The sequence below is a fragment of the Kitasatospora sp. NBC_01246 genome (genome assembly GCF_036226505.1).
GTDB lineage: Bacteria > Actinomycetota > Actinomycetes > Streptomycetales > Streptomycetaceae > Kitasatospora.
This window is the reverse complement of sequence record NZ_CP108484.1, coordinates 7,724,918-7,746,666: the sequence shown is the minus strand read 5'-3', so window position 1 is coordinate 7,746,666 and position 21,749 is coordinate 7,724,918. Positions and strand designations below refer to the sequence as shown.

The following is a 21,749-nucleotide window of genomic DNA, read 5'->3' as shown; positions in this document are numbered from 1 at the left end:
CCGTCATCCGCTCGTCACCCGCTCGGCACGGGGGCCCGGCGCCCCGGCGGCGTCCGGCCCCCGGAGCTCCGTGAGCAGCGCGCCCTGGTCGGTGATCAGGTCGGTGAGGATCCGCCGGGCGGCCCGCAGGAGTTCGGCGACGTCCGGCGTGCTCAGCGCGTACACCACGGTGTTGCCCTCACGGGTGGCCGTGACCAGCCGGGTGCGGCGCAGTACGGCGAGCTGCTGGGAGAGGTTGGACGGCTCGATCCCGATCTCGGCCAGCAGTTCGCGCACCGGCCGCGGCCCGTCCTGGAGCAGCTCCAGGACCCGGATCCGGACGGGGTGCCCGAGGGTGCGGAAGAACTCCGCCTTGGCCTGGTACAGCGGGACCGCCATCGTCCGCTCGCTCCCTGCTGCTCGGTGGTGCCGGTGTGCACGCCCGCGCCGGCGGGGCCGTGCCCCGGCCGCCACGACCGGGAAGCATCATCCTGACAGATGAAGATTTCTTCAAGTCATCATCATCCGGAGCCCGAGCACCCCGGGGGCGCGCCGGGCCGAGCCCGGGGCGCCCCCCGGGAAACGCGGTGGCCGGGCCCGGGGGTTCGCACCACCCCCGGGCCCGGCCGCCGCGCACGCGTCGCCTAGCAGGCCACCACCACGTCGACGGTCACCGGAGCCGGGTTCCACGGGAAGGACGCCACGCCGAAGCTGCCGTGGACGGTGGACCCGCAGGGCACCGTACCGCCGACGCCACGGACCTGCACCGTGCTGGCGGTGAACAGCGTGCGCCCGTTCGACGAGCCGAGCGAGGCACCGCCCACGACCTCACCGGACAGCGTGGTCAGCAGCTCCTTGGTCTGCGGGGCGGGACCGCCCGGGGTCGGCGGACCGGCCAGCGAGACCTGTCCGTACAGCTGGACCTGGTCACCGGTCACCTCGACGCACACCTTGGTCGCCAGGCCGGCCTGCAGCCCGGAGGCACCGCAGGTGGTGACGGTGCCGGTGGCGGTCGTGGTGGCGGCACCGGCCTGCGCCGGAACGGCCAGCAGGGTCGCCGCCCCGGCGACCCCGGCGGCGAGCAGAGCGATTCGGTTCATCGGATTCTCCGTCTTCTGAAACATCGACTCATTCACATGTGACATTTCACATGTGCCATGCCTCAACCCTGGCATGGGATTCGAACACCTGAGTGGTGATCCACCCCGGAAAACCTGAACAGACCAGAAATCGACCTTCGATGGCGCGATCACTGCCGCCCCGCCCGTCCCGACCGAGACCGACCGAGCCGCCCGGGGTCCGGGCGCACGGGACACCCGGTCGGCGGTGCGCCGCGTGCCCCGCCCGGTCCGGACGCGTTGGGCAGGCGTGAAGCCCTTCCGCACGACCTTCGCCGCCGTGCTCGCCGCCCTCGCCCTCGTCGCCGCCCGGCCGGTGCCCGCACCGCTGATGGGTGCGGAGGTGCGCCTGCTCCCCACCGGGGATCGCGTCCTGGCCCTGACCTTCAACGCCGCCTGGGACGAGACCGGCCTGGACACCGTGCTGAGCACCCTGCGGGAGCGCGGGGCGCCGGCCACCTTCTTCCCCACCGGCCAGTACGCCGAGCGGCACCCGGACGCGGTCCGCGCGATGGCGGCCGCCGGGCACGGGCTCGGCAACCACTCGTACAGCCACCCGCTGTTCACCGAGCTCGACGCCCGGCAGGCCGGGGCCGAGGTGCTGCGCGCCGACACCGCGATCCGCAAGGCCGCCGGGACGGACCCCCTGCCGTTCTTCCGCTTCCCCTACAGCGAGACGACGCCGCAGCGGATCGCCGACGTCAACGCGCTCGGCTTCGCCGACCTGGAGTTCACCACCGACACCAACGGCTACCTCGGCACCGCCGGCGGCATGACCACCGCCAGGGCCGTCGACCGCGCCCTCGCCGCCCTCGCCCCCGGCGCCATCCTCCAACTCCACGTCGGCACGTCCGACGCGAGCGCCGAGCGGCGCTGCCTGGACGCCGAGGCGCTCCCCCTGATCATCGACGCCGTCCGCGACCGCGGCTACCGCATCCTGGACCTGCGCACCCTCCTGGACGGCTGAGCCGCCCTCCCCCGGCTCCCGCTCAGCTCCCGGCGACCGAGTCCCGGAGGGCGTCGATCCGCCGGACGGACTCCAGGAAGGCCGTCCGGTCCAGGCCGCCCGCGTCGAGGGCGGTCGCGAGGGCGGTCGCGGCGGCCTCGCCCTGGCCGGCGTCGCGGGCGGAGCAGAGCAACAGGTCCATGCCCGCCCCGGCGGAGGCCAGGGCGCGGGCGCCGGTGTCGCCGTAGGGGGCGAGGGCCCCGGCCTCCAGGGCGTCGGTGACGGTGACGCCCCGGAAGCCCAGCCGGTCGCGGAGTTCGCCCTGGACCACGGCCGGGGAGAAACCCGCCGGACGGTCGGGGTCGAGGGCGGGGTAGACCGCCCAGGAGGTCATCACCAGCCGGACCCCGGCGGCGATGGCGGCCCGGTACGGCTCCTCGCCCCGGGCCCGGAGGTCGGCGAGGGGGACGGGCAGGGTGACGGGGCCCTCGTCGGTGTCCAGGCCCCCGGGGGCGGAGCCGAGGCCGGGGAAGTGCTTGGCGGTGGCGGCGACGCCGAGGTCCTGCTGGGCGGTGAGGAAGGCGCTCCCCAGCCGGGCCACGAAGGCCGGGTCCTGGCCGTAGGAGCGCTCGCGGTGGTCGATGAAGTTGTCCGGGGCGTCGTAGACGTCGAGGACGGGGGCGAGGTTGACGTTCAGGCCGGCGTCCGCGACCGTGCGGGCCGCCCCGGCTCCCGATCGGGCGGCCTCGCCGACGGGATCGGCCGACGCCCCGGTGCGGCGCGCGGAGAGCACGGGCGCGCCGGGCAGGCGGCGCACCTGACCGCCCTCCTGGTCGGTCAGCAGCAGGAGCGGGCGGGGGTCCGGCGCCTCGGCCGCGGCCTGCCGCAACTCGCCGACAGCTGACTTGAGTTGCTCCGGCGAGGTGACGTTCTCGCCGAACAGGATGACACCGGCCGCCCGGCCCTCGCGGATAGCCCGGAGCACGGTGGGCGACGGCGTCGGGCCCGGGTAGGAGTAGACGATCCGCCGGCCGGCGAGCTGCCGGGAGTCCAGACCGGCGGTCCGGTCGGTGGGCGAGGGGGAGCCCGCGGTGGTGGGCGACGCGGCATCCGGACCGGTGGCCATCGACGAGGTCCTCTCCGCCGCCGACGGCGGTCGCTGCCCTCCCTGCGCCGAACAGGCCGGCACCAGGGCCGCCGCGGTCAGCAGCAGCACCGGGAGCACGACACCGGCGGTCCGCGGCAGCGACGGCATCGGGCCTCCCCGGGACTGGGACGAGTGCGGACGGGTACGGGCGGACGGGTACGGGCGGACCGGGCGAGGTGCCCGCCCGGTCCGCCACGCTACCGGGGTGGCGGCCGACCGGCACGGCGGACGGCACCCGCCTTCCCCCGGCCCCGGGCGCCTCCACGGCCCGTCACCTCGGCCCGCGCAGCAGCCGGCCCAGGACGGCGATGCCCTCCTCGATCCCGCCCGGCGTGCCCGCCGCGTAACCGAGGACGAGCCCGGGCGGGTGCGGCAGCCGGGCGTGCCAGGAGAGCGGCTGCACCTTGACGCCGTGCGCGAGCGCCGCGGTGGCGAGTTCGGCGTCTCCGCAGCCGAGCCCGGCCGGGAAGTTGACCATCAGGTGCAGCCCGGCCGCGGCGCCGTGCACGACGGCCCCCGGCAGGTGCGCGCCGATCGCGGCGATCATCGCGTCCCGGCGGCGCCGGTGCCGGGGCCGCAGCAGGCGCAGGTGCCGCTCCAGCTCGCCGGAGTCCATCAGCCGGGCCAGCACCAGCTGGGGCAGCACGGGATTGCCGAGGTCGGCGAAGCGCTTGGCCGCGAGGGCGGCCTCGCGGTAGCGGGGCGGGACGAGCAGCCACCCCGTCCGCAGCGCGGGGGCGAGCAGCTTGGAGACGCTGCCCATGTAGCAGACCTGCTCGGGGAGGACCGCGCGCAGGGCGGGCACCGGCGGGCGGTCGTACCGGTGCTCGGCGTCGTAGTCGTCCTCGATCACCAGACCGCCCTCGCCGGCCCAGTGCAGCAGTTCGCGGCGGCGCCGGCCACCGAGCACCACGCCGGTCGGGAACTGGTGGGCGGGGGTGAGCAGCACGGCCGGGGCGCCGGTGGCGCGCAGTGCGTCGACCCGGATGCCCTCCGCGTCGACCGGGACGGGCGGGGTGGCGCGGAGCCAGTGGCCGAGGTGCTGGCGGGTGCCGAGCGAGCCCGGGTCCTCGACGGCGACCTCGCTGATCCCCGCCCGGCCGAAGACCTGGCCGAGCAGGGCGAGGGCCTGGGCGGCGCCCGCGACGATCAGCACCTCGTCGGGGTCGGCGCCGATGCCGCGGTTGCGGGCCAGCCAGCGGGCGACGGCCCGGCGCAGCGCGGCGCTGCCCCTCGGGTCGCCGTAGCCGAACTCGTGGGCGGGGAGCGCGTCGAGGACGGCGCGTTCGGCCCGGAGCCAGGCGGCCCGGGGGAAGGCGGCGAGGTCGGGCACGCCGGGCGAGAGGTCGATCCGGGCGGGCGCGGCCCGCAGCGCGTCGAAGCTGGCGGGGACGGGGTCGGCCGCGAACAGGGCGGGCTCCGGCGCGGCCGGCACCGGGGTCACGAACGGCGGCGGCGGTACGGAGACGGCCGCGGCGAGGACGACCGTGCCGCCGCGCCCCCGACCGGCGAGCCGGCCCTCCTCGGTGAGGCGCCGGTACGCGTCGGTGACGACCCCCCGGGAGATCCGCAGCTCCGCTGCCAGCACCCGGGTCGCGGGCACGCGGCTGCCCGCCGGGAGCCGGCCGTCCGAGATCGCCTCGCGCAGGCGGTGGGCCAGCCAGTCGCCGAGGCCGCCGGGCGGGGCGTCGGCGGCGTCGAGCTGGAGGAAGTCCGCACCGGCGGTTATGGACCCCTGAGCGGGCGTCACTTTGGACCTGTTCACCGGGCCATTGTGCGGGCCAGGGTGGGGTCATGACCACGGAGACGACGGACACCGCAGCAGCCCCCACCGCCGGACGGGCGAGCACCCCGCTCCCGCACGACGACCGCCGGCCCCGCGCACACGCCCACGAGCGGGGCGGTGAACAGGCCGGCGAGCACTCCTACGTCCACGGCTACTCGCCCACCGAGGCGCTGCGGCTGGGCGACCAGGCCGACACCCTCGCCGAACTGCTGCACGCCGGTACGGCCTACCCGGCGGGCAGCCGGGTCCTGGAGGCGGGCTGCGGCGTCGGGGCGCAGACCGTGCACCTGCTGGCGTCCAGCCCGGGCGCGGAGCTGACGGCCGCCGACATCTCGGCCGACTCGCTCGCCCAGGCCCGCGCCCGGGTGGCAGCGCAGGCGCCCGGCGCGCAGGTGACCTGGCACCACGGGGACCTGCACGAACTGCCCTTTCCGGACGACTCGTTCGACCACCTCTTCGTCTGCTTCGTGCTGGAGCACCTGGCGGATCCGTCGGCCGCGCTGACCGCGCTGCGGCGGGTGCTGCGGCCCGGCGGCACCGTCACGGTGATCGAGGGGGACCACGGGTCGACGTTCTTCCACCCGGACAGCGCCGCCGCGCGGGCGACCGTGGACCACCTGGTCCGGCTCCAGGCCGACGCGGGCGGCGACGCGCTCCTCGGCCGCCGGCTGCACCCCGTCCTGGCGGCCGCGGGCTTCCGGGACATCGCCGTCCGCCCGCTCACCGTCTCGGTGGACGACAGCCGGCCGGCGCTGGTGGAGGGGTTCACCCGGCGGACCTTCGTCGCGATGGTCGAGTCCGTGCGCGCCGACGCCCTCGCCGCGGGGCTCAGCACCGCGGCCGCGTTCGACCGCGGCATCGCCGACCTGCGGCGCACGGCGGAGGAGGGCGGGACGTTCCACTACACCTTCTTCAAGGCGGTGGCGGTCAACCCCTGACCGTCCGGCTGCCGTTGCCGCCCGGGGCCGGTGGCGCCCCGGTCCCACCCCGGTCCCGGTCCCGCCCCGGTCCCGGTTGTGCTACTCCGGGCTGTCCCCGAGGGAGGCGAGGAGGGTTCGCAGGGCGTCGATCAGCGCCTCGGTCTGCCGCTCGTCCAGGCCGGCCAGCAGCCGCCGTTCGGTGACCAGGTGGTCCGGGAGCGCCCGGTCGACCAGGGCGCGGCCCTCGGGGGTCAGTTCGACGTCCCGGCTCCGCCCGTCGGAGCCGCTGGGGGTGCGGGTGACCAGACCGCGGGCCTCCAGCCGGTCGAGCCGCTGGCTGATGGCACCGGAGGTGACCATCGCGGTCCGCATCAGGCCGGTCGGGGTGAGGCGGTAGGGCGGGCCGCTGCGGCGCAGGGTGGCGAGGACGTCGAAGGAGGGGGCGTCCAGACCGTGGGTGGCGAAGTTCCGCTTGAGCTCGGCCTCCACCAGGTAGGTGAGCCGTTTCAGCCGGCCGATCACCTCCATCGGGGAGACGTCGAGGTCGGGGCGCTCGGCGCCCCACTGCTTGACCAGCCGGTCCACATGATCTGCCACGCCCCCAGCCTAAACGATGCCTTAGCGGTGAGATACCTCACACGACCGAACGGCCGACGCCGCCCCGAGATGCCTTAGTGCTGAGATACATTGGCTTAGTGCTAAGGAATCGACGACTCGGAATCGTCCTGCTGACCGCGCTGGCCCCCGCCATCTGGGGTTCGACCTACCTCGTCACCACCGAACTGCTCCCGCCCGGCCGCCCGCTGCTCGCCGGGGTGATCCGCGCCCTGCCCGCCGGGCTGCTGCTCATCGCCCTCACCCGCCGGCTCCCGAAGGGCAGTTGGTGGTGGCGCTCACTGGTCCTGGGCGCGCTCAACATCGGCGCGTTCTTCGCCCTGCTCTTCATCGCCGCCTACCGACTGCCGGGCGGGGTCGCGGCCACCGTCGGCGCCGTCCAGCCGCTGATCGCCGCCGGGCTCTCGGCCGGTCTGCTCGGTGACCGGCTCTCACTGCGCACCCTCCTCTCCGGCATCGCCGGGATCGCCGGCGTCAGCCTGCTGGTCCTGCGCGCCGGCGCCCAGCTCGACGCCCTCGGGGTCGTGGCCGCGCTCGGCGGCGCGGTCGTGATGGCCACCGGCGTCGTCCTCTCCAAGCGCTGGACCTCACCGGCACCACTGCTCGCCACCACCGGCTGGCAGCTCACCGCGGGCGGACTGCTGCTGCTGCCCGTCGCCCTCGTCGTCGAGGGCGCCCCGCCCTCCCACCTCACCGGCGACAACCTGCTCGGCTACGGCTACCTCGGCCTGATCGGCGCGGCCCTGTCGTACGCGCTCTGGCTCCGCGGCATCCGGGCGCTGCCCGCCACCTCGGTCACCTTCCTGGGACTGCTCAGCCCGGTGGTCGCCACCGCCCTCGGCTGGCTCGTCCTCGGACAGAACCTCACCCCCGTCCAGGGGCTCGGCGCGGTGATCGTGCTCGGTTCGCTGGTCGCCGCCCAGACCCAGCGACCCCGCACCGCCGCGGCCCCGGCCGACCCGACCGACCCCGCAGACCCGACCGGCCCGGAACCCGCGCGGGACGGCGAGCGGCCCGCGAACCACTCCGCCGCCGTACGCGCCTGAACCGTCGTCAGGCACTCCCGCAGAACCCCTCACCCACACCACCCCTCACCAACACCAACCAGAGAACCGGAGCCATCCCATGCGCATCACCGTCTTCGGCGCGACCGGCAACGTCGGCAGCCGGGTGGTGACCGAGGCCCTCGCCCGGGGCCACGAGGTCACCGCCGTCCTCCGCGACCCGTCCCGGCCGCACGCGCTGCCGGCCGCCGCCGAGATCGCCACCGGCGACGCCCGCAACCCGGAGGACGTCGCCCGTCTCGCCGCCGGCCGGTCCGTGGTGATCAGCGCCACCCGCCCCGCCCCCGGCAGCGAGCCCGACCTGGCGCTCGCCACCAAGGGCCTGCTGGCCGGCCTGGCCGGGACGGACGTCCGCCTGCTCGTCGTCGGCGGCGCGGGCAGCCTGACCCTGCCCGGCGGCGACGGCGCCACCGTCATCGACGACCCCGACTTCCCGGCCGCCTGGCTCCCCATCGCCCTCGCCTGCGGCGAGCAGCTCGCCCTCTACCGGGCCGAGACCGAGGTCGACTGGGCCTACCTCAGCCCCGCCGCGCTGCTCGAACCGGGCCGGCGCACCGGCCACTACCGCCTCGGGCGCGACGAGCTGCTGGTCGACGAGGCCGGTGTCTCGGCGATCTCCATGGAGGACCTCGCCGTCGCCCTCCTCGACGAGGCCGCTCGGCCGGCCCACCACCGCACCCGCTTCACCGTCGCCTACTGAGCCCCGCCGTCACCGCTCCCGGGAGTGCCCGGTGCCCTCGGCACCGGGCACCCGCACGTCGCGGGCGGGTCGGTGGCGGGGCCGGCCGCGGGAGCGTCCTACGCGTTCCGGATCGCCGTCACCAGACCGGCGACGAGATCCGCCCGCTCGGCCATCGACGCGACCTCCAGGTACTCGTGGTCCGCGTGGGCACCCCCGCCGACCGCTCCGAGTCCGTCGAGTGTCGGGATCCCCAGGGCGGCCGTGAAGTTGCCGTCGCTCCCACCGCCGACCCTCATGCTCCCCACACCGGGCAGCAACCGCTCCGCCAGCGCGAAGAGTGCGGCCGACGCCGACGCGGGCATCGGCGGCCTGCCGACGCTCCCCCGCACCGTGATCCGCGCCCCGTCGAGATGCGGGGCGAGCGCCGCGAAGGCGGCCTCGATCCGCTCCTTCTCCCCGGCCGACTCGACCCGGACGTCGACGGTGACGGTCGCCCCGGCCGGCACGACGTTGTCCAGGGTGCCCGCCGAGGCCACGGTCGGGACCACGGTCGTGCCGACCTCCGGCCGGCCGAGCGCCGCGATGTCGAGCACCTGGTGCGCCGCCTCGACCAGGGCGTTGACGCCCGCCTCGGGTTCGAGGCCCGCGTGCGAGGCCCGGCCCACGACGGAGACCTCGAACGTGCCGCAGCCCTTGCGGCCGGTCTTCAGCGCCCCGCCGTCGGCCGCCCCCTCGAAGACCAGCACGGCGCCGCAGGCCCGCGCACGTTCCTCGATGAGGGCCCGGGACGAGCCCGAGCCGACCTCCTCGTCGGCGGTCACCAGGATCTCCACGCCCGACAGGTCGTCGAGGGCCGCCAGCCCGTGCACGGCCTGGACCAGGCCGCCGAGCATGTCGAAGACCCCGGGACCGGTCGCACGGCCGCCCTCGACCGTGAACGGGCGGCGCCGGATGGTGCCCAACGGGAACACCGTGTCGTGGTGGCCGAGGATCAGGACCTTGGGCTCGCCGCCGCCCGACCAGTGGACGTGGGGCCCGGCGTCGGTCCCGACCAGCACCGCGCGCCCGCCGAGACGGCTCTCGACCACACCCGCCACGGCGTCGGCCGAGGCCTTCAGCGCGTCGAGGTCACGTGACGGGGACTCGACCTCGACGAGTGTCCTGAGGTCCTTGAGCATCTCGTCGACGTTCACCGGTGCGGCCTTGTGCGTAGTCATGCCCGCCACGCTACTGAACCCGCCCGCCCCCTCGAACCGCCGGCCCGCCCCGAAGGCCCCCCGAGCCCGACCCGTCGACCCGCCCGCCGCGCCCGGGGAACGCGCCCGGGCGCGATCAGCGGAGGGGAGGCGCGAGGGCGTGGGCGAGGAGGGTCTCCGCAGCCGCGCGCGTGCCGGCCGTAGTCCGTCTCGTTCAACACCATGGCGCGACTGGCCGCGCCGTCCGCGAGGGTCACCGACTGCTCGGCGAACGGCGGGCTCGGCGCACCCCAGCTCCGCCACGAGCGTGGTGACCAGATGGGCCATCAGCCGTCAGCGGAGGGAAGCTGCTCGTCGGGGTCTCGTTCGGCTACGCCGAAGCCGCCGCACCGGTCAACCGCGTCAGCACCGGACGCGTGGCACTGACGGCGACCACGACGTTCCACGACTAGGTGACCGGGACGACGGCGACGATCCGGCCGCCCGCCAGGAAGCACAGCCGCTCGGCCCGGGTCCGGTAGCCCCAGGCCCGCACCCGGTGGAAGCAGAGGTCGGCCGGTATCGGCGCCTCCCGCAGGTCCGCCACCAGGGCGTCCCCCGGGAGCGCGGCCGCCGCCGCGGCCCGCAGTGCGTCGCCGGCCGTGGCCCACTCCCGCGCCGGGGCCGAGAAGACCCAGGGCTCGCCCGTGTTGGGCAGGAAGTGGTGGAGGGCGGACCGCACCCGGCTCGCGAACCGGGCGCCGTCCACACCGCCGTCCGCCGTCGCCGCCCGGCGCGCCGCACCGCGGGCGGCCCGGGCGAGGACGAGCAGCAGGTGCGGCAGCGATTCGGCGAGCAGGGACACCTCCGGCCATTCGGCGAGCCGCTCCGCGTCCCCCGGGACGGAGACGACATGGCCCCACTCCCCCGTCTCCCGGTCGATCCGCACCTGCACGGAGACCGGGTCGCGGCCCCGGTCCAGCCAGGCCACCGGCCAGAACGAGCCCGGGCCGCCGACCATGTCCACCAGCGTCGGCGAGTGCCGGTCGGCCACCGCACCGGGGCGCAGTTCGACCGGCTCCAGACCGGCGATCCGGACGCCGGTGAGCTCCCGCAGCACGGCGCGCACCTCGCCGGGCAGCGGCACCGGCCAGTCGTCCAACTCCGCCTCCGTGCAGCCCCCCTCCAGGACCACCAGGCCGGGCAGCTCCGCCGCCAGGGCGCGCAGTTCGGCCACCGCCCGCTCGGGAGCGTCGGCGGGGACGGCGGGCCGCTCGACCGGGCGGCCCAGGAAGTCCCCACTGACCAGGCTCCGGACCAGCAGCGCCCGCCCGTCGCCGACCAGGGTGAACGAGACCTCGCTGCCGCTGGTGTCCGCGGTGGCGTGCGCGGTCGAGTAGTACGGCTCCCAGCCGAGCGTGCACGGGTAGCCGGGCAGTTCCCGCAGGTCGACGACGTCGGTCAGACTGTCGCCGGGGCCGGCCAGCCGGGCGAGCCCGGGATCGGCGGCCGCCGCCCGCAGCGAGGGCACGGCGAGCACCGTCGAGGCACCGGCCGGCTGCTGCCAGGCGTCCTCACCCTCGGCCAGCCGGCCGGCCAACTCCGGCAGCCAGCCGACGAATCCGGGCGCCTCGACGACGCTCTCCTCGTCCCCCCAGGGTTCGAGGCGCAGCACCGGGCCCCAGTCGGCACGCGCCGCCGCCCCGACGCCGACCACCAGCTGCCCGCCCTCGTAGCCGGTCTCACCGACGACCAGGTAGCCCTCGGCCGGTGCCTCCCCGCCGACCGGACCGAAGGCGTAGGTGCCCCACTCCTCGCTCTCGACCCCACCGACCTCGCGCAGCACCGCGCGGCAGGCCGCCGGCACGAAGACCGGCCAGGCGTCCATCTGTTCGTCCGTGAAGCCGCCCAGCAGCTCGATCCCACCGGACGGTTCCTGCGCCAGCGCGCGCAGCGCGGCCAGCGCCTCGCGGGCCCCGCCCACCCCGTCGTCCGTCGTCGTCATACCGCTACCGCCTGCCCCGTGCCCGTGCTGGTTCCGTTCCGATCACTGCGGACGGCAGCCTAACGACCTGCACCGACAATCGCTCCTCCGGGCGGCGCGACCCCGACACACGACCGGGCCGTCCCCCTCGCGCGCCCGCCGTTCGCCCGGCCGACGGCCCGTCAACAGTGCTGTCCGGGCGACCTGGAGGAGCCCTGCGCCCTCGGCGCCCCCGCCGTTCGGCGGGTGTCGTCCGCACCACCCCGAAAAGTGGTGCGTGCCGGATCGACCGCACCCGCTCCGGGCCCCGAGGATCAAGACGTGAACGAATCCGTACCCAGCACCCGCCGGCGCCGGGGGGCGCTCGCCACCGCGGTGGCCGCGCTCCTCGCCGCCCTGTCCCTGCCCGTCACCGGCGCCGCCGCGGCCGCGGCCGCCGCGGCCCCGGTACCGCCCGTCCCCTCCCGCTACACCCAGCAGCGACTCGCCTGGCAGCCCTGTGCGGAGGCGCCCGATCTGGAGTGCGCCACGATGGCCGTCCCGCGCGACTGGCACCACCCGAAGCGCGGTCCGGACCTCTCCGTCGCGGTGTCCCGGCACCGGGCGGACGACCCGGCGAAGCGGCGCGGCACCCTGCTGATGGCCGCCGGCGGCCCCGGCGGGACGGGGCTGCTGCGGCCGGGCAGCTTCGTGCGCGCGGCGCCGGCCGTCGGAGCCGCGTACGACGTGGTGGGCTTCGACCAGCGCGGGGTGGGCCGGAGCACCCGGCCCGTCTGCCAGACACCGGAGGAGTTCCAGGACTTCTTCGCCGGGGACTTCCGCGACGACGACCCGGCCGCCCGCGCCCGCGTGATCGACAACTCCCGTCGCCTCGGCGCCGACTGCGCGCGGCGCAGCGGCGGTCTGCTGCCGTTCCTGACCACCGAGCAGACCGTCCGCGACCTCGACCTCTTCCGCGCCCTGCTCGGCGAGCGGCGGATCACCTACTACGGCCCGTCCTACGCGACCATGATCGGCGCGTACTACGCGACGCTCTTCCCGCGGCGGGTGGAGCGGATGGTGCTGGACAGCAACGTCGGCTTCGACGGCAGCTGGGAGCGGTTCCAGCTGGGGCAGCCGATGAGCTTCCAGCGCCGCTTCGAGGAGGACTTCCTGCCCTGGTTGGCGGCCCGGGACGACACGTACCACTACGGCGCCACCGTCGCCGAGGCCGGGGCCCACTGGGAGCGGCGGCGCGCGGCCCTGCACGACGGCCCGCTCGTCGACGGCGCCCTGACGGTCGGCCCCAACCAGCTGGACAACGGCACCGTCCAGGCCGTCTACCGGGCGAGCGACGGATTCCCCGCGCTGGCCACCGCCCTGACCGCACTGGACGACTGGCCGGGCGCGAGCCCGGCCGCCCGGGAGACGGCGCGGCAGGTCTTCGGCCAGTACCTGAGCCCCGGGTTCCTCGCCGAGTACTTCGCCGTGACCTGCAACGACACGCCCTGGACGGGTAATCTGGACACCTGGGTCGCGCGGGGCCGCGAACTCACCGCCCGTTGGCCGCTGGCGGGCGCCCGGACGCTGGCCTTCGCTGCCGTCTGCGCCACCTGGCCGGCGCCGACCGCACCCCGGGTGCGGGTGACGGGGGCGGGCCTGCCGCCCACGCTGATGCTCAACTCGGTGCACGACCCGGCCACCTACTACGAGGCGGCCCGCTCGGCCCACCGGGCCTTGCGCGGCTCCCGGCTGGTGACGGTGACCGGCAGCGGCGACCACGGCCAGTACCCGGGGTCCAACGCCTGTGTCCGCGAGGTCGTCGAGTCCTACCTGCTCGACGACCGCGTCCCCGCCCGTGATCTCAGCTGCCCCTCCCCGCAGTCGGGTTGACCGGCACCCAGGCGCCCCCCGGCGCCGGGTGCGGTCCGGGCGGACGGGTGGTGGCCCCGGCCTGCCCGGAGTGCGTTGGTGGCCGCCGGGCCCGGCGACCACCAACGCATCCTCGGCGGATCGGAGCCGGCGGAGCTCAGGGGCGGTCGAGGGTGATGGAGTTGACCGGGCCCAGGTCGGCCCAGACGCCGTTCTGGGCGGCCATGTCGTAGTTGCAGTTGGTGCCGTTGTAACCGAGGCACAGGCGGGCGTGGGCGCCACCGGTCTGGTTGTTGAGGACCCAGTGCCAGCCCGTCTTGTTGCTCAGGTTGTGGGCTCCGTAGCTGTAGAAGACATCGGTCGGCGGGGTGGAGGTGGGGGCGCCCTCGCCGTAGATGCAGACCGCTCCGGACGGGCAGCCGTCCCAGCTGCCGGCGGCCTGGGCGCCGGTGGCACCCAGGGTGGTGACGGCGGCGGTCGCCAGGGCGAGCGCGGCGGCGGCGTGCAGGATCCTGCGCATGTGGTTCTCCCTCTGGGGTCGCGGGGCCGGCGGTGAGTGATCCGGCCACTGATCAGCAGCGTAGGAGCGGTGCGGCGGCAACGGTCCCTGACGGATGACAGGGTGTGGCGGGCGGCGTGGCGCGCGGGACGATACGCACCGAGCAGCTTCGGACCAGCCCGATACGGATACCGATACCGGTACCGGTCGGCGTGAAGTCCGAACAGGGTCAGCGCGGGGTCGCGAAGGTGTCGCAGTCGCTCATCGAGCCCGTGCGGTAGCCGGCGGTGAACCAGGCCTGGCGCTGCGCCGAGGAGCCGTGCGTCCAGACCTCCGGGTCGATCCGGCCGGTCGCCTGCTTCTGGATCCGGTCGTCGCCGACGGCGGCCGCGGCGTCCAGACCCTGGGCGATGTCCTGGTCGGTGAGGGTGCTGATCAGCGGCCGGCCGGTGGAGGCCTGCGGGGTGGTGGTGGCGTGGTGCGCCCAGACCCCCGCGTAGCAGTCCGCCTGGAGTTCGAGCATCACCGAGGCGCTGTTTTGGCCCTGCCGGTCCCCGCCGACCCGCTGGGTCGTGCCGGTGAGGTTCTGGATGTGGTGCCCGTACTCATGGGCCACCACGTACGCCTCGGCGAAGGGGCCGCCGCGGGCGCCGAAGCGGGTGGAGAGCTCGTCGAAGAAGCCGAGGTCGAAGTAGGCCTGACGATCGCCCGGACAGTAGAACGGGCCGACGGCGGACGTCGCCGCGCCACAGGCGGTGGAGACGCGGTCGGTGAACAGGACCGTCTCGGCGGGGCGGTAGGGCGTGCCGCGCCGGGGCAGTTCGCCCCGCCAGTACTCCTGGAGGCTGTTGGTGACGGCGACGATCCGGCAGTCCTGACGGCGGTTCGCGTCCGCGCCGCTCCGGCAGACCTGCTGCACCTCGCCGGCGGTACTGGGGCGCGCGTCCGCACCGGGACCGCCTCCCTCGGAGAGACCGAGCAGGCTCGGGTCGACCCCGAAGAGCACCGCGACCAGCGTGATCAGCAGGCCCGCCGCGCCACCGCCGATGGCGACCCGGCCACCCGGGCGGCCGCGCCGGTCGTCCACCTGCGAGGTGTCGAGGTCCCCCTGCTCGTCGAACTGCATGTCCCTCCGTCCGTCGCACCCGCCGCGACCCGGGTGCGGCCGCCCGGCCACGGTAGCCCGCCGGACCACCCCGGGCGGGGCAGGACGCGCAGGTCAGAACGGGTCTGCCGCACCCGGCCGCCGGGGTGAACCAGCTGAGCCGGCTCACCCACGTCGCCGGGCCCGGAACGCCCCGCCCGCCCCGCGCCCCGCACCCCGGCGGGCCCCACCCTCGACCGTCTCGACCGTCTCGACCCCCTCCACCGGCGCCCCCGGCCGTGGGCGTTCCGCGCGCCGCCCCGCCGCACGCGGCCGCCCGAGCAGCACACCCACCAGCACCAGCAGCAACCCGCCCGCCTGGACCGGCCCCAGCTCCTCTCCCGCCACCGCCGTACCGAGCAGGACACCGGTGATCGGGTTGAGCAGGCCGACCAGGCCGACCGTCCCGGCCGGCAGGCGCCGCAGACCGGCGAACCACGCGAGGAACGCCAGCGCCGTGGCCACCACGGCGACGTACCCGAACGCCAGCAGCTCCGCCAGGGCGGGCACCGGCGGCGCCCCCTCGGCAACCGCGGCCACCGGGAGCAGGACGAGGCCGCCCGCGATCAGCTGCCAGGAGGTCGAGGCCAGGACGTCCGCACCGTCGCGCCAACGGCCGGCGAGGACGTATCCGAAGGAGGAGACCAGCATGGCGGCCATCGAGGCGGCCAACCCGGCCGGGCTCACCGCACCCGCCCGGCCGAGCACCATCAGCCCGACCCCGCCCAGCCCCACCAGCGCGCCGACCAGGTGCGCGCGGGCCGGCCGCTCGGCCACCAGGGCCCAGGCGATCAGCATCATCGCCAGCGGGGAGGCCGCCATGACGGTCGAGGCGACGCTGGTGGCGAGCAGTTGCGAGGCGACGTAGAGCAGGACGAAGAAGACTCCTGTGTTGAGCAGTCCGAGCACCGCCGAGCGCCACCACCAGGCCCCGCGCGGCAACCGCCGGGCGAGGGCGAGCAGGATCAGGCCGGCCGGCAGGGCCCGCAGGGCGGCACCCCAGATCGGGCGGTCCGCCGGGAGGAACTCGTGGGTGACGTAGTAGTTGGCACCCCAGGCGACCGGCGCGACGGCGGTCACCAGGATCCACCGAATATTCGCTTCCATGGAAGCAATATTAACTTCCCAGGAAGCTATCCCGCTAGGATGGCGCCATGGAACAGCAGCGCGACCCGCTCGGACCGCCGCCCGGAGCCCCGGACCACGTGGCCGCCATCCAGGCCGAATGGCGGCGGGAGCGGCCCGACCTCGATGTCTCGCCGCAGGCGGTGATCGGCCGGCTGCACCGCCTCGCCGCCCGCCTCACCGACGAGCTCGGCCTGGTGTACGCCCGCTACGGCCTCGGCGAGGGCGAGTTCGACGTGCTCGCCGCGCTGCGCCGAGCCGGCACCCCCTTCGAACGGGCCCCCGGCGAACTCGCCGCCCACACGATGGTCACCACCGGCGCCATGACGAAGCGGATCGACCGCCTCGAGCGGGCCGGGCTGGTCACCCGCCGTCGCAGCGACGAGGACGGGCGCGGGCGCGTCGTCGCACTCACCCCGGCCGGCCGGCGATTGATCGACGAGGCGTTCTCCGCCCACATGCGCAACGAGCACCGCCTGCTGGAGCTGCTCACTCCCCAGGAGGCCACCGCCCTGGAGGGCCTGCTGACCAGCTGGCAGTACCGCCTGGACCACCCCCCGAAGTCCACCGAGGCGTGACGAGGATCCGCCCGCCCTCCCCGGGAAGCCCCGGCGGGCCAGAACTCCGACGGCCCAGAACTCCGACGGCTCAGGGCTCGGCAACCGAGGAATCGGCAGCTCAGGGCTCGCCGGCTCCGGACGCCGGCGGCGTCAGACCGGCGTCCGCCAGGATCCGCGCCACGGTCTGCTCCAGGGTGCTGTCCTCGCCGACGACCTGCTCCGCACCACCGGGCAGCAGATCGCCCCCGACGTACCAGCCGGTCATCTCCTCGGAGCCGAACTCGGCGGCCTGCGGCCGCAGCGAGTGCCGGCGCAGAGTCTCCGCCAGGTCGACGTCGAGGTAGTACAGCAGGGTGCGGCCGCGGTGGTCCGCGGCCAGCCGCCCGAGCATCGGGCCGTACCGCGCGGCGGCCAGGATGCCTTCGACGACGACGTGGAAGCCGTGGTCGAGGGCGTAGCGGGCGACGGTGTCGATCAGGCCGATCGAGGCGCAACCGTCCGTGTCCCGCTCCTGCAGCACGGTCCGGCGCAGGTTGTCCTGGCCGACCAGCGCGAGCCTCCCCCGCCCGCACCGGGCCCGCAGCGCGGCCGCGATGCTCGACTTGCCGGATCCGCTGTTGCCCCGCAGGACGATCAGCACGGTGTGCTCACTGCCTGTCATCCACCCCACGCTAGTGGACGCCGCCCGAGCCCGCCGGGCACCGCCGCCATGCGGCCGGGCCGGCCCGCCGCCGCACCGGCCCGGTGGATTGCGGGTGATCCCGCCCCTCGGCCCGCGATACGGTCCGCCGCATGACGACCTTGTGGTGGGACATCGTGCTGATCGGCGGAGCCTCGGGCATCGGGAAGAGCCGGGCAGCCGCGCGACTGGCCCGGGAGACGGGCGCGTTCGTGGTGGAGTTCGACGACGTGGTCAGCGCCGTCCAGGAGATCACCACAGCCGCCCAGCACCCGGGGCTGCACCACTTCGACAGCCCTGACCCTGCCGAACCCCGCACAGCGGAGCAGGAGTTGGAGCTGCAGATCGCGACCGCCGGGGCGCTGGAGCCCGCCGTCCTCGGTGTCGTCCGCAACCGCCTGACGGTGGACGTGCCCGCCGTCGTCGAGGGCGACTACCTCACCCCGGCCGCCGCCGCCCGGGCCGTCGAGGCGGGGCGGGCGGCCGGGCGCCGCGTCCGGGCGGTGTTCCTGCACGAGCCGGACGCGGCCCGGATCACCGCCAACTACGCCGCCCGCGAGCCCGGGTGCGGCCCGCAGGTGCGGCGGGCCGAGGTCGGCGCCCGGTACTCGCACTGGCTCGCCGAGCAGGCGGACCGGTACGGCCTCCCGGTGGTCGACTGCCGCCCCTGGGACACTCTCGCGGTCCGCCTCGACGAGGCGCTCCGCCCGCCCTCGGGCCGGCCGGGCCCTCAGCCCCCCGCGCCGCGTACGTCCGGCCGGGTGTCGTAGGCGTCCCGGGCGGCGAGCACCTCGGGCATGTTCTCCTCCGCCCAGGCCTTGATCGCCCGCACCACCGGCAGCAGTCCGGTCCCCAGCGGCGTCAGCGCGTAGTCGACCCGGGCGGGCACCGAGGGCGTGACGGTGCGGGTGAGCAGGCCGTCCCGCTCCAGGGCGCGCAGGGTCTGGGTGAGCATCTTCTCGCTGACCCCGGCCAGTCGGCGGCGCAGCTCGCTGTACCGCTGCGGGCCGTCGGCCAGCGCGTTGACGAGGAGGCTGACCCACTTGTCGCCGATCCGGTCGAGCAGTTGCCGCGCCGGGCACTGCGCGAGGTAGGCGTCGAAGCTCGCGCGCTCGGCCGAGCGGCGCTGGGCGGCGGTCATGGTGGCCATGGGCTTCCCTCCCCGTACGGTACGCACTTCGCGGTGCGTGCTTCCGACCGGAGAGCAACTCTCCCTAGCGTGGGTGCCGTTGGCAAGTCCGATCGCCCCGGGACCGCCGGGTCCCGCCGTCCCCTCCCCGAGGAGTGCCCCGTGCGCGCCGTCGTCGTCCGCAGCCATGCCGGTCCGGAAGCCCTGGAGCTGGTCGAGGTGCCCGTACCCGAGGCCGGCCCTGGCCAGGTACGGGTCCGGGTGTCCGCCGCCGGGGTCAATCCGGTGGACGCCGTGACCCGCTCCGGGGCCCTGGTGGCGGCGGGGCTGATGGCACCGCGCGAGGTGACCGGGCTGGGCTGGGACGTGGCGGGCACGGTCGACCGGGTCGGCCCTGGAGTGTCCGGCTTCGGCCCGGGCGACCCGGTGATCGGTCTGCGCGACCGTCTGGACGTCCCGCTCGGCACCTACGCCGAGTACGTGGTGCTGGACGCCTCGGCGCTCGCCCCGGCCCCGGCGGGGGTGCCGGCGGTCGAGGCGGCGACGCTGCCGTTGAACGGACTGACCGCCGCCCAGGCACTGGACCTGCTCGGCCTCCCGGCCGGCGCCTCGCTGCTGGTGACCGGCGCGGCCGGCGCGGTGGGCGGCTTCGCCGTCGAACTCGCCGCCCTGCGCGGCCTGCGGGTCGTGGCCCTGGCCGGTGCGGCGGACGAGGCGCTGGTCCGGGGTCTGGGGGCCGAGTGGTTCGTGCCGCGCGGTACCGCCGATCCGGCCGCCGCCGTCCGGGCGCTCGTCCCGGGCGGGGTGGACGGCGCCCTGGACGCCGCCCTGCTCGGGGTGGTCGCACTCGGCGCCGTCCGCAACCGGGGCAGCTTCGTCACCGTGTCCGGAAGCGCGCCCCAGGGCCTGCGCGGCATCCGGGTCGCCACCGTCTGGATCGCCGCCGACGGCCCGGCGCTCGCCGAGCTGTCCGCCCTCGCCGCCGCGGGCCGGCTCACCCTCCGGGTCGCCGCCACCCACCCGCTGGCCCGGGCCGCCGACGCCCACCGCCGACTGGCCGGCGGCGGCCTGCGCGGCCGGCTCGTCCTGGTCCCCTGACCACCGCCGGCGCGAGAACGGAGCGACCTCGGCCCGCTTTACCACCGCACCGACGGCGCCATCGGCCTTTACACCGGTCTCGCCGACACCACCGGCCGCATCACCGCCTTCCAGGCCGGCACCTACACCGTCCCCGCCAACGCCGACTGGGACTGAACGCCATCCAGCTGCCGTGGCCCCGGTCCCCGTCCCGCCCCCGGCGTGACGGCACGAGGGCGTCGGCGTGCGGACGACGGCGGAACTACCCGCGTGAGGCGTGCCGTTGGCGGAGCCAGGCGAGGGTACCGATCAGGCCGACCGCGCCGCCGGCGCAGAGTTTGACGGCGCCCTTGGCAAGCAGCCAGCCGATCCCGGGGGCGGTCCAGCCCAGCCAGTGAAGAACGGCCAGCAGGACCGCCACCGCCCCCAGCGCCGCCAGGACGGTCACCGCCACCGCCGCCCCGGTGGAGAGTTCGGTCTCCCCGTCCGTGGTCGCCCGTATCTCCTTCGTGCCCCCGTCATCCATGGGAGCGATCATAATCCGGCTCAGCGCGGGGCGTGGTGGGTGTCGCCGCTGTGCTCGCCGGTCTCGTGGTCGGGGAAGCTCACGGCCAGCGTGACGCGGTACTCGTAGACGTCGTCGCGGTGCCCGGGCACCCGTGCCCAGGCCAGCGAGTGCACCTCCGCCTCGGGTGCCTGGCGGCACCACGCGGCCGCCTCCTCCAGTGCCCGGGCTGCCGAACGGCCGGTGCACACCACGGCGGTGTACGCCGCGACGGCGACGTCGCCGCCGCTGCGCCCCGCCCGCGAGACCGCCCGGACGGCGGCGGCGGCATGGGTCAGGTCACGGGCCAGGTCGTCCACGACCCGGGGCGGCGCCGGGAGGACCGGCCCCTCCGCCACGGTCTCCGGCAGGTTCGTGCTCACCGTCTGGGCCTCCATCCGCCTGGTCTCGGGATCCGCCGATTGCGGGATCCGCCTGGTCACCGGCCCAAGGATGCCGGGCCGCCATTCCTGGCATGACCACTTTCACCAGAACATCACCCGTCCGGGGAGCTGAGGAAGGAGAGCTCGACACCGACCGCCCGGTACTGGTAAAGGACTTGCGTCGCATCGGTCCTGGTCAGACCCTCCCGTCCCGGGCGCCGCCGGGAGCCCGGCCGCACGTGCGCGTACCACCCCCGCACCCCGGACCGCCGGTCCGACCGCCGGACGCGCCGGGTCGGGCTCGTGACGCAGCTGTGCAACTCCCGTTTCCGGAACGGGAAATACCGGACCGGCCCGGCCACTAGGATCCCTGGAGCACCACAGTCCGCCGCACCGGCGGGCGCCGGACGAGGGGGTCCCATGCAGCTCAAATCAGCGGTCCGGTACGGGCGTCGGCAGCTCTGGCTGCCCGCGTTGGCCCTCGCGGGCGTCGCCGTGGCCGGCTGCTCGTCCTCCGGCGGGGCGACGGCCGCGCCCCCGCCCACCACACCCGCCGCGGCCGCGACGACGCCCGGCGCGGCCGCGCCCACGGCGGCGACGACACCCGGATCCAGCGCCTCCGCGCCCGCCCCCGCGAGCACCGGAGCACCCACCGCCGCGCCCGCCGGGCGGCCGGCGGACGCCTGCACGCTGCTGCAGTCCCCCCAGGTCGTCGCGGCGGTGGGCACCTCGGGCCCGTTCCGCGGCACCCACCCCGACCCGGCGAGCGACGGCAGCCCGGTCTGGGGCTGCACCTGGGGCTCGCCCGACTCCTACGCCTCGATCCGCGAGACCACCCCGACCGCCCTGGCCTCGGCCAAGGCGGACGGCCAGCTCCAGGTCACCACCCTGCCGGGGGTCGGCCAGGAGGCGGTACTGACCCAGCGTAAGGACGGCACCCACCCGAGGGCCCTCTTCGTGGCCGGCGGACGCGTCTACGCCGTCGAGGTGGTGAAGGACCGCGGCCCGGGCGACGGCGTCAACGCCCCGGCGGAGGCGCTCGCCGAGAGCGGGCTGGCGATGGTGCTGGCCAAGTCGCTCGGCGGCTGAGCCCACGGCGAACCGGCGGCCCCCGAACCGGCAGATGCCGCCCGGCGGCCCCCGAACCGGCCGCCGAGGGGACGCCGGGCGGCGCAGCCGGTTCCCTCCGGGGCGTGAACGGCGCCGGGCGGGGGCCTGCGGGCGGATGCGGGTACGGCACGGGCGTTCACAGAATGACGCCACCGTGCCGTACCCGGTACTCCCCCGAAAGCCAAGGCGGACCGCATGAGCCGACTCCACCCATCCCCGCCCCCGGGCCGCC

The 21,749-nt window shown here is 75.7% G+C and carries 23 protein-coding genes; 9 read left to right on the top strand and 14 right to left on the bottom strand.

The features are described 5' to 3' along the window. Window positions 1-3: 3 nt before the first annotated feature. Together OG618_RS32860 and OG618_RS32855 are read right to left on the bottom strand one after the other, a co-directional pair. Window positions 4-378, bottom strand: a complete 375-nt coding sequence (locus OG618_RS32860; RefSeq protein WP_329491247.1) for an ArsR/SmtB family transcription factor — start codon at window positions 376-378, stop codon at window positions 4-6. Window positions 379-623: 245 nt separating this feature from the next. Beyond that, entirely contained in the window at window positions 624-1,079 is a 456-nt protein-coding gene (locus OG618_RS32855; RefSeq protein ID WP_329491246.1) for a hypothetical protein, read from the bottom strand. Between the two features lie 268 nt (window positions 1,080-1,347). Here OG618_RS32855 and OG618_RS32850 point away from each other — a divergent pair, with 268 nt between their 5' ends. Beyond that, a complete protein-coding gene (locus OG618_RS32850; RefSeq protein ID WP_329491245.1) occupies window positions 1,348-2,064 on the top strand; it encodes a polysaccharide deacetylase family protein in 717 nt (238 codons plus the stop codon). Between the two features lie 22 nt (window positions 2,065-2,086). Here OG618_RS32850 and OG618_RS32845 read toward each other — a convergent pair whose 3' ends face one another. Both OG618_RS32845 and pdxR read right to left on the bottom strand, forming a co-directional pair. Next, a complete protein-coding gene (locus tag OG618_RS32845; RefSeq protein ID WP_329491244.1) occupies window positions 2,087-3,298 on the bottom strand; it encodes a glycoside hydrolase family 3 N-terminal domain-containing protein in 1,212 nt (403 codons plus the stop codon). A gap of 163 nt (window positions 3,299-3,461) precedes the next feature. Further along, entirely contained in the window at window positions 3,462-4,955 is a 1,494-nt protein-coding gene (gene pdxR, locus OG618_RS32840; RefSeq protein ID WP_329491243.1) for a MocR-like pyridoxine biosynthesis transcription factor PdxR, read from the bottom strand. A gap of 29 nt (window positions 4,956-4,984) precedes the next feature. Here pdxR and OG618_RS32835 point away from each other — a divergent pair, with 29 nt between their 5' ends. Further along, window positions 4,985-5,914 carry a methyltransferase domain-containing protein gene (locus OG618_RS32835; protein WP_329491242.1) on the top strand — a complete coding sequence of 310 codons (930 nt, stop codon included), beginning with the start codon at window positions 4,985-4,987 and terminating at the stop codon, window positions 5,912-5,914. An 81-nt stretch (window positions 5,915-5,995) separates the two neighbouring features. Here the strand turns inward: OG618_RS32835 and OG618_RS32830 are convergent, their stop codons facing one another. Further along, complete coding sequence (locus OG618_RS32830; protein WP_329491241.1) at window positions 5,996-6,493, bottom strand: MarR family winged helix-turn-helix transcriptional regulator; 498 nt, start codon at window positions 6,491-6,493, stop codon at window positions 5,996-5,998. Between the two features lie 98 nt (window positions 6,494-6,591). Between OG618_RS32830 and OG618_RS32825 the strand changes: the two genes are divergently transcribed. Beyond that, window positions 6,592-7,557, top strand: a complete 966-nt coding sequence (locus OG618_RS32825) for an EamA family transporter (protein WP_329491240.1) — start codon at window positions 6,592-6,594, stop codon at window positions 7,555-7,557. 79 nt (window positions 7,558-7,636) lie between these two features. Then, on the top strand, window positions 7,637-8,275 hold the full coding sequence (locus OG618_RS32820) for an NAD(P)-dependent oxidoreductase (protein WP_329491239.1): 639 nt from the start codon (window positions 7,637-7,639) through the stop codon (window positions 8,273-8,275). Window positions 8,276-8,373: 98 nt separating this feature from the next. Here the strand turns inward: OG618_RS32820 and OG618_RS32815 are convergent, their stop codons facing one another. Both OG618_RS32815 and OG618_RS32810 read right to left on the bottom strand, forming a co-directional pair. Further along, complete coding sequence (locus OG618_RS32815; protein ID WP_329491238.1) at window positions 8,374-9,474, bottom strand: M20 family metallopeptidase; 1,101 nt, start codon at window positions 9,472-9,474, stop codon at window positions 8,374-8,376. Window positions 9,475-9,901: 427 nt separating this feature from the next. Next, complete coding sequence (locus OG618_RS32810) at window positions 9,902-11,437, bottom strand: hypothetical protein (protein WP_329491237.1); 1,536 nt, start codon at window positions 11,435-11,437, stop codon at window positions 9,902-9,904. A 300-nt stretch (window positions 11,438-11,737) separates the two neighbouring features. On the opposite strand from OG618_RS32810, the gene OG618_RS32805 reads away from it, so the two are divergent. Further along, window positions 11,738-13,288 carry an alpha/beta hydrolase gene (locus OG618_RS32805; protein WP_329491236.1) on the top strand — a complete coding sequence of 517 codons (1,551 nt, stop codon included), beginning with the start codon at window positions 11,738-11,740 and terminating at the stop codon, window positions 13,286-13,288. A gap of 136 nt (window positions 13,289-13,424) precedes the next feature. Here the strand turns inward: OG618_RS32805 and OG618_RS32800 are convergent, their stop codons facing one another. The 3 genes from OG618_RS32800 to OG618_RS32790 all read right to left on the bottom strand — a co-directional run bounded on the left by OG618_RS32800 (window position 13,425) and on the right by OG618_RS32790 (window position 16,017). Further along, entirely contained in the window at window positions 13,425-13,787 is a 363-nt protein-coding gene (locus OG618_RS32800; protein WP_329491235.1) for a hypothetical protein, read from the bottom strand. A 208-nt stretch (window positions 13,788-13,995) separates the two neighbouring features. Next, complete coding sequence (gene ypfJ / locus OG618_RS32795) at window positions 13,996-14,892, bottom strand: KPN_02809 family neutral zinc metallopeptidase (protein WP_329491234.1); 897 nt, start codon at window positions 14,890-14,892, stop codon at window positions 13,996-13,998. A gap of 144 nt (window positions 14,893-15,036) precedes the next feature. Next, window positions 15,037-16,017: an EamA family transporter gene (locus tag OG618_RS32790; RefSeq protein ID WP_329491233.1), complete on the bottom strand. Its 981-nt coding sequence runs from the start codon at window positions 16,015-16,017 to the stop codon at window positions 15,037-15,039. 47 nt (window positions 16,018-16,064) lie between these two features. Between OG618_RS32790 and OG618_RS32785 the strand changes: the two genes are divergently transcribed. Then, on the top strand, window positions 16,065-16,613 hold the full coding sequence (locus tag OG618_RS32785; RefSeq protein WP_329491232.1) for a MarR family winged helix-turn-helix transcriptional regulator: 549 nt from the start codon (window positions 16,065-16,067) through the stop codon (window positions 16,611-16,613). 100 nt (window positions 16,614-16,713) lie between these two features. On the opposite strand, the gene OG618_RS32780 is transcribed toward OG618_RS32785, so the two are convergent. Then, window positions 16,714-17,256, bottom strand: a complete 543-nt coding sequence (locus tag OG618_RS32780; RefSeq protein ID WP_329491231.1) for an AAA family ATPase — start codon at window positions 17,254-17,256, stop codon at window positions 16,714-16,716. Between the two features lie 131 nt (window positions 17,257-17,387). Between OG618_RS32780 and OG618_RS32775 the strand changes: the two genes are divergently transcribed. Next, window positions 17,388-18,044 (top strand): AAA family ATPase, encoded by a 657-nt coding sequence (locus OG618_RS32775; protein WP_329491230.1) that lies wholly within the window; start codon window positions 17,388-17,390, stop codon window positions 18,042-18,044. Here the strand turns inward: OG618_RS32775 and OG618_RS32770 are convergent. After that, window positions 18,005-18,424 carry a winged helix-turn-helix transcriptional regulator gene (locus OG618_RS32770; protein WP_329491229.1) on the bottom strand — a complete coding sequence of 140 codons (420 nt, stop codon included), beginning with the start codon at window positions 18,422-18,424 and terminating at the stop codon, window positions 18,005-18,007. The genes OG618_RS32775 and OG618_RS32770 overlap by 40 nt on opposite strands. Window positions 18,425-18,565: 141 nt before the next feature. On the opposite strand from OG618_RS32770, the gene OG618_RS32765 reads away from it, so the two are divergent. Then, entirely contained in the window at window positions 18,566-19,501 is a 936-nt protein-coding gene (locus OG618_RS32765) for an NADP-dependent oxidoreductase (RefSeq protein WP_329491228.1), read from the top strand. Between the two features lie 241 nt (window positions 19,502-19,742). On the opposite strand, the gene OG618_RS32760 is transcribed toward OG618_RS32765, so the two are convergent. Continuing rightward, on the bottom strand, window positions 19,743-20,006 hold the full coding sequence (locus OG618_RS32760; protein ID WP_329491227.1) for a hypothetical protein: 264 nt from the start codon (window positions 20,004-20,006) through the stop codon (window positions 19,743-19,745). A 20-nt stretch (window positions 20,007-20,026) separates the two neighbouring features. Beyond that, the gene (locus OG618_RS32755; RefSeq protein ID WP_329491226.1) at window positions 20,027-20,407 is read right to left on the bottom strand and encodes a hypothetical protein; all 381 of its coding nucleotides are present in this window, start codon (window positions 20,405-20,407) and stop codon (window positions 20,027-20,029) included. Between the two features lie 420 nt (window positions 20,408-20,827). Between OG618_RS32755 and OG618_RS32750 the strand changes: the two genes are divergently transcribed. Continuing rightward, entirely contained in the window at window positions 20,828-21,496 is a 669-nt protein-coding gene (locus OG618_RS32750; RefSeq protein ID WP_329491225.1) for a hypothetical protein, read from the top strand. Window positions 21,497-21,749: the final 253 nt, after the last annotated feature.

Excerpts from the sequence above, each read along its gene's own strand:
- OG618_RS32835 (WP_329491242.1), top strand. The coding sequence starts at position 4,985 with ATGACCACGGAGACGACGGACACCGCAGCAGCCCCCACCGCCGGACGG.
- OG618_RS32810 (WP_329491237.1), bottom strand. The coding sequence starts at position 11,437 with ATGACGACGACGGACGACGGGGTGGGCGGGGCCCGCGAGGCGCTGGCC.
- OG618_RS32800 (WP_329491235.1), bottom strand. The coding sequence starts at position 13,787 with ATGCGCAGGATCCTGCACGCCGCCGCCGCGCTCGCCCTGGCGACCGCC.
- OG618_RS32845 (WP_329491244.1), bottom strand. The coding sequence starts at position 3,298 with ATGCCGTCGCTGCCGCGGACCGCCGGTGTCGTGCTCCCGGTGCTGCTG.
- OG618_RS32790 (WP_329491233.1), bottom strand. The coding sequence starts at position 16,017 with ATGGAAGCGAATATTCGGTGGATCCTGGTGACCGCCGTCGCGCCGGTC.
- ypfJ (WP_329491234.1), bottom strand. The coding sequence starts at position 14,892 with ATGCAGTTCGACGAGCAGGGGGACCTCGACACCTCGCAGGTGGACGAC.
- OG618_RS32785 (WP_329491232.1), top strand. The coding sequence starts at position 16,065 with ATGGAACAGCAGCGCGACCCGCTCGGACCGCCGCCCGGAGCCCCGGAC.
- OG618_RS32860 (WP_329491247.1), bottom strand. The coding sequence starts at position 378 with ATGGCGGTCCCGCTGTACCAGGCCAAGGCGGAGTTCTTCCGCACCCTC.
- OG618_RS32855 (WP_329491246.1), bottom strand. The coding sequence starts at position 1,079 with ATGAACCGAATCGCTCTGCTCGCCGCCGGGGTCGCCGGGGCGGCGACC.
- OG618_RS32760 (WP_329491227.1), bottom strand. The coding sequence starts at position 20,006 with ATGGATGACGGGGGCACGAAGGAGATACGGGCGACCACGGACGGGGAG.
- OG618_RS32750 (WP_329491225.1), top strand. The coding sequence starts at position 20,828 with ATGCAGCTCAAATCAGCGGTCCGGTACGGGCGTCGGCAGCTCTGGCTG.
- OG618_RS32770 (WP_329491229.1), bottom strand. The coding sequence starts at position 18,424 with ATGGCCACCATGACCGCCGCCCAGCGCCGCTCGGCCGAGCGCGCGAGC.
- OG618_RS32780 (WP_329491231.1), bottom strand. The coding sequence starts at position 17,256 with ATGACAGGCAGTGAGCACACCGTGCTGATCGTCCTGCGGGGCAACAGC.
- OG618_RS32775 (WP_329491230.1), top strand. The coding sequence starts at position 17,388 with ATGACGACCTTGTGGTGGGACATCGTGCTGATCGGCGGAGCCTCGGGC.
- OG618_RS32815 (WP_329491238.1), bottom strand. The coding sequence starts at position 9,474 with ATGACTACGCACAAGGCCGCACCGGTGAACGTCGACGAGATGCTCAAG.
- OG618_RS32820 (WP_329491239.1), top strand. The coding sequence starts at position 7,637 with ATGCGCATCACCGTCTTCGGCGCGACCGGCAACGTCGGCAGCCGGGTG.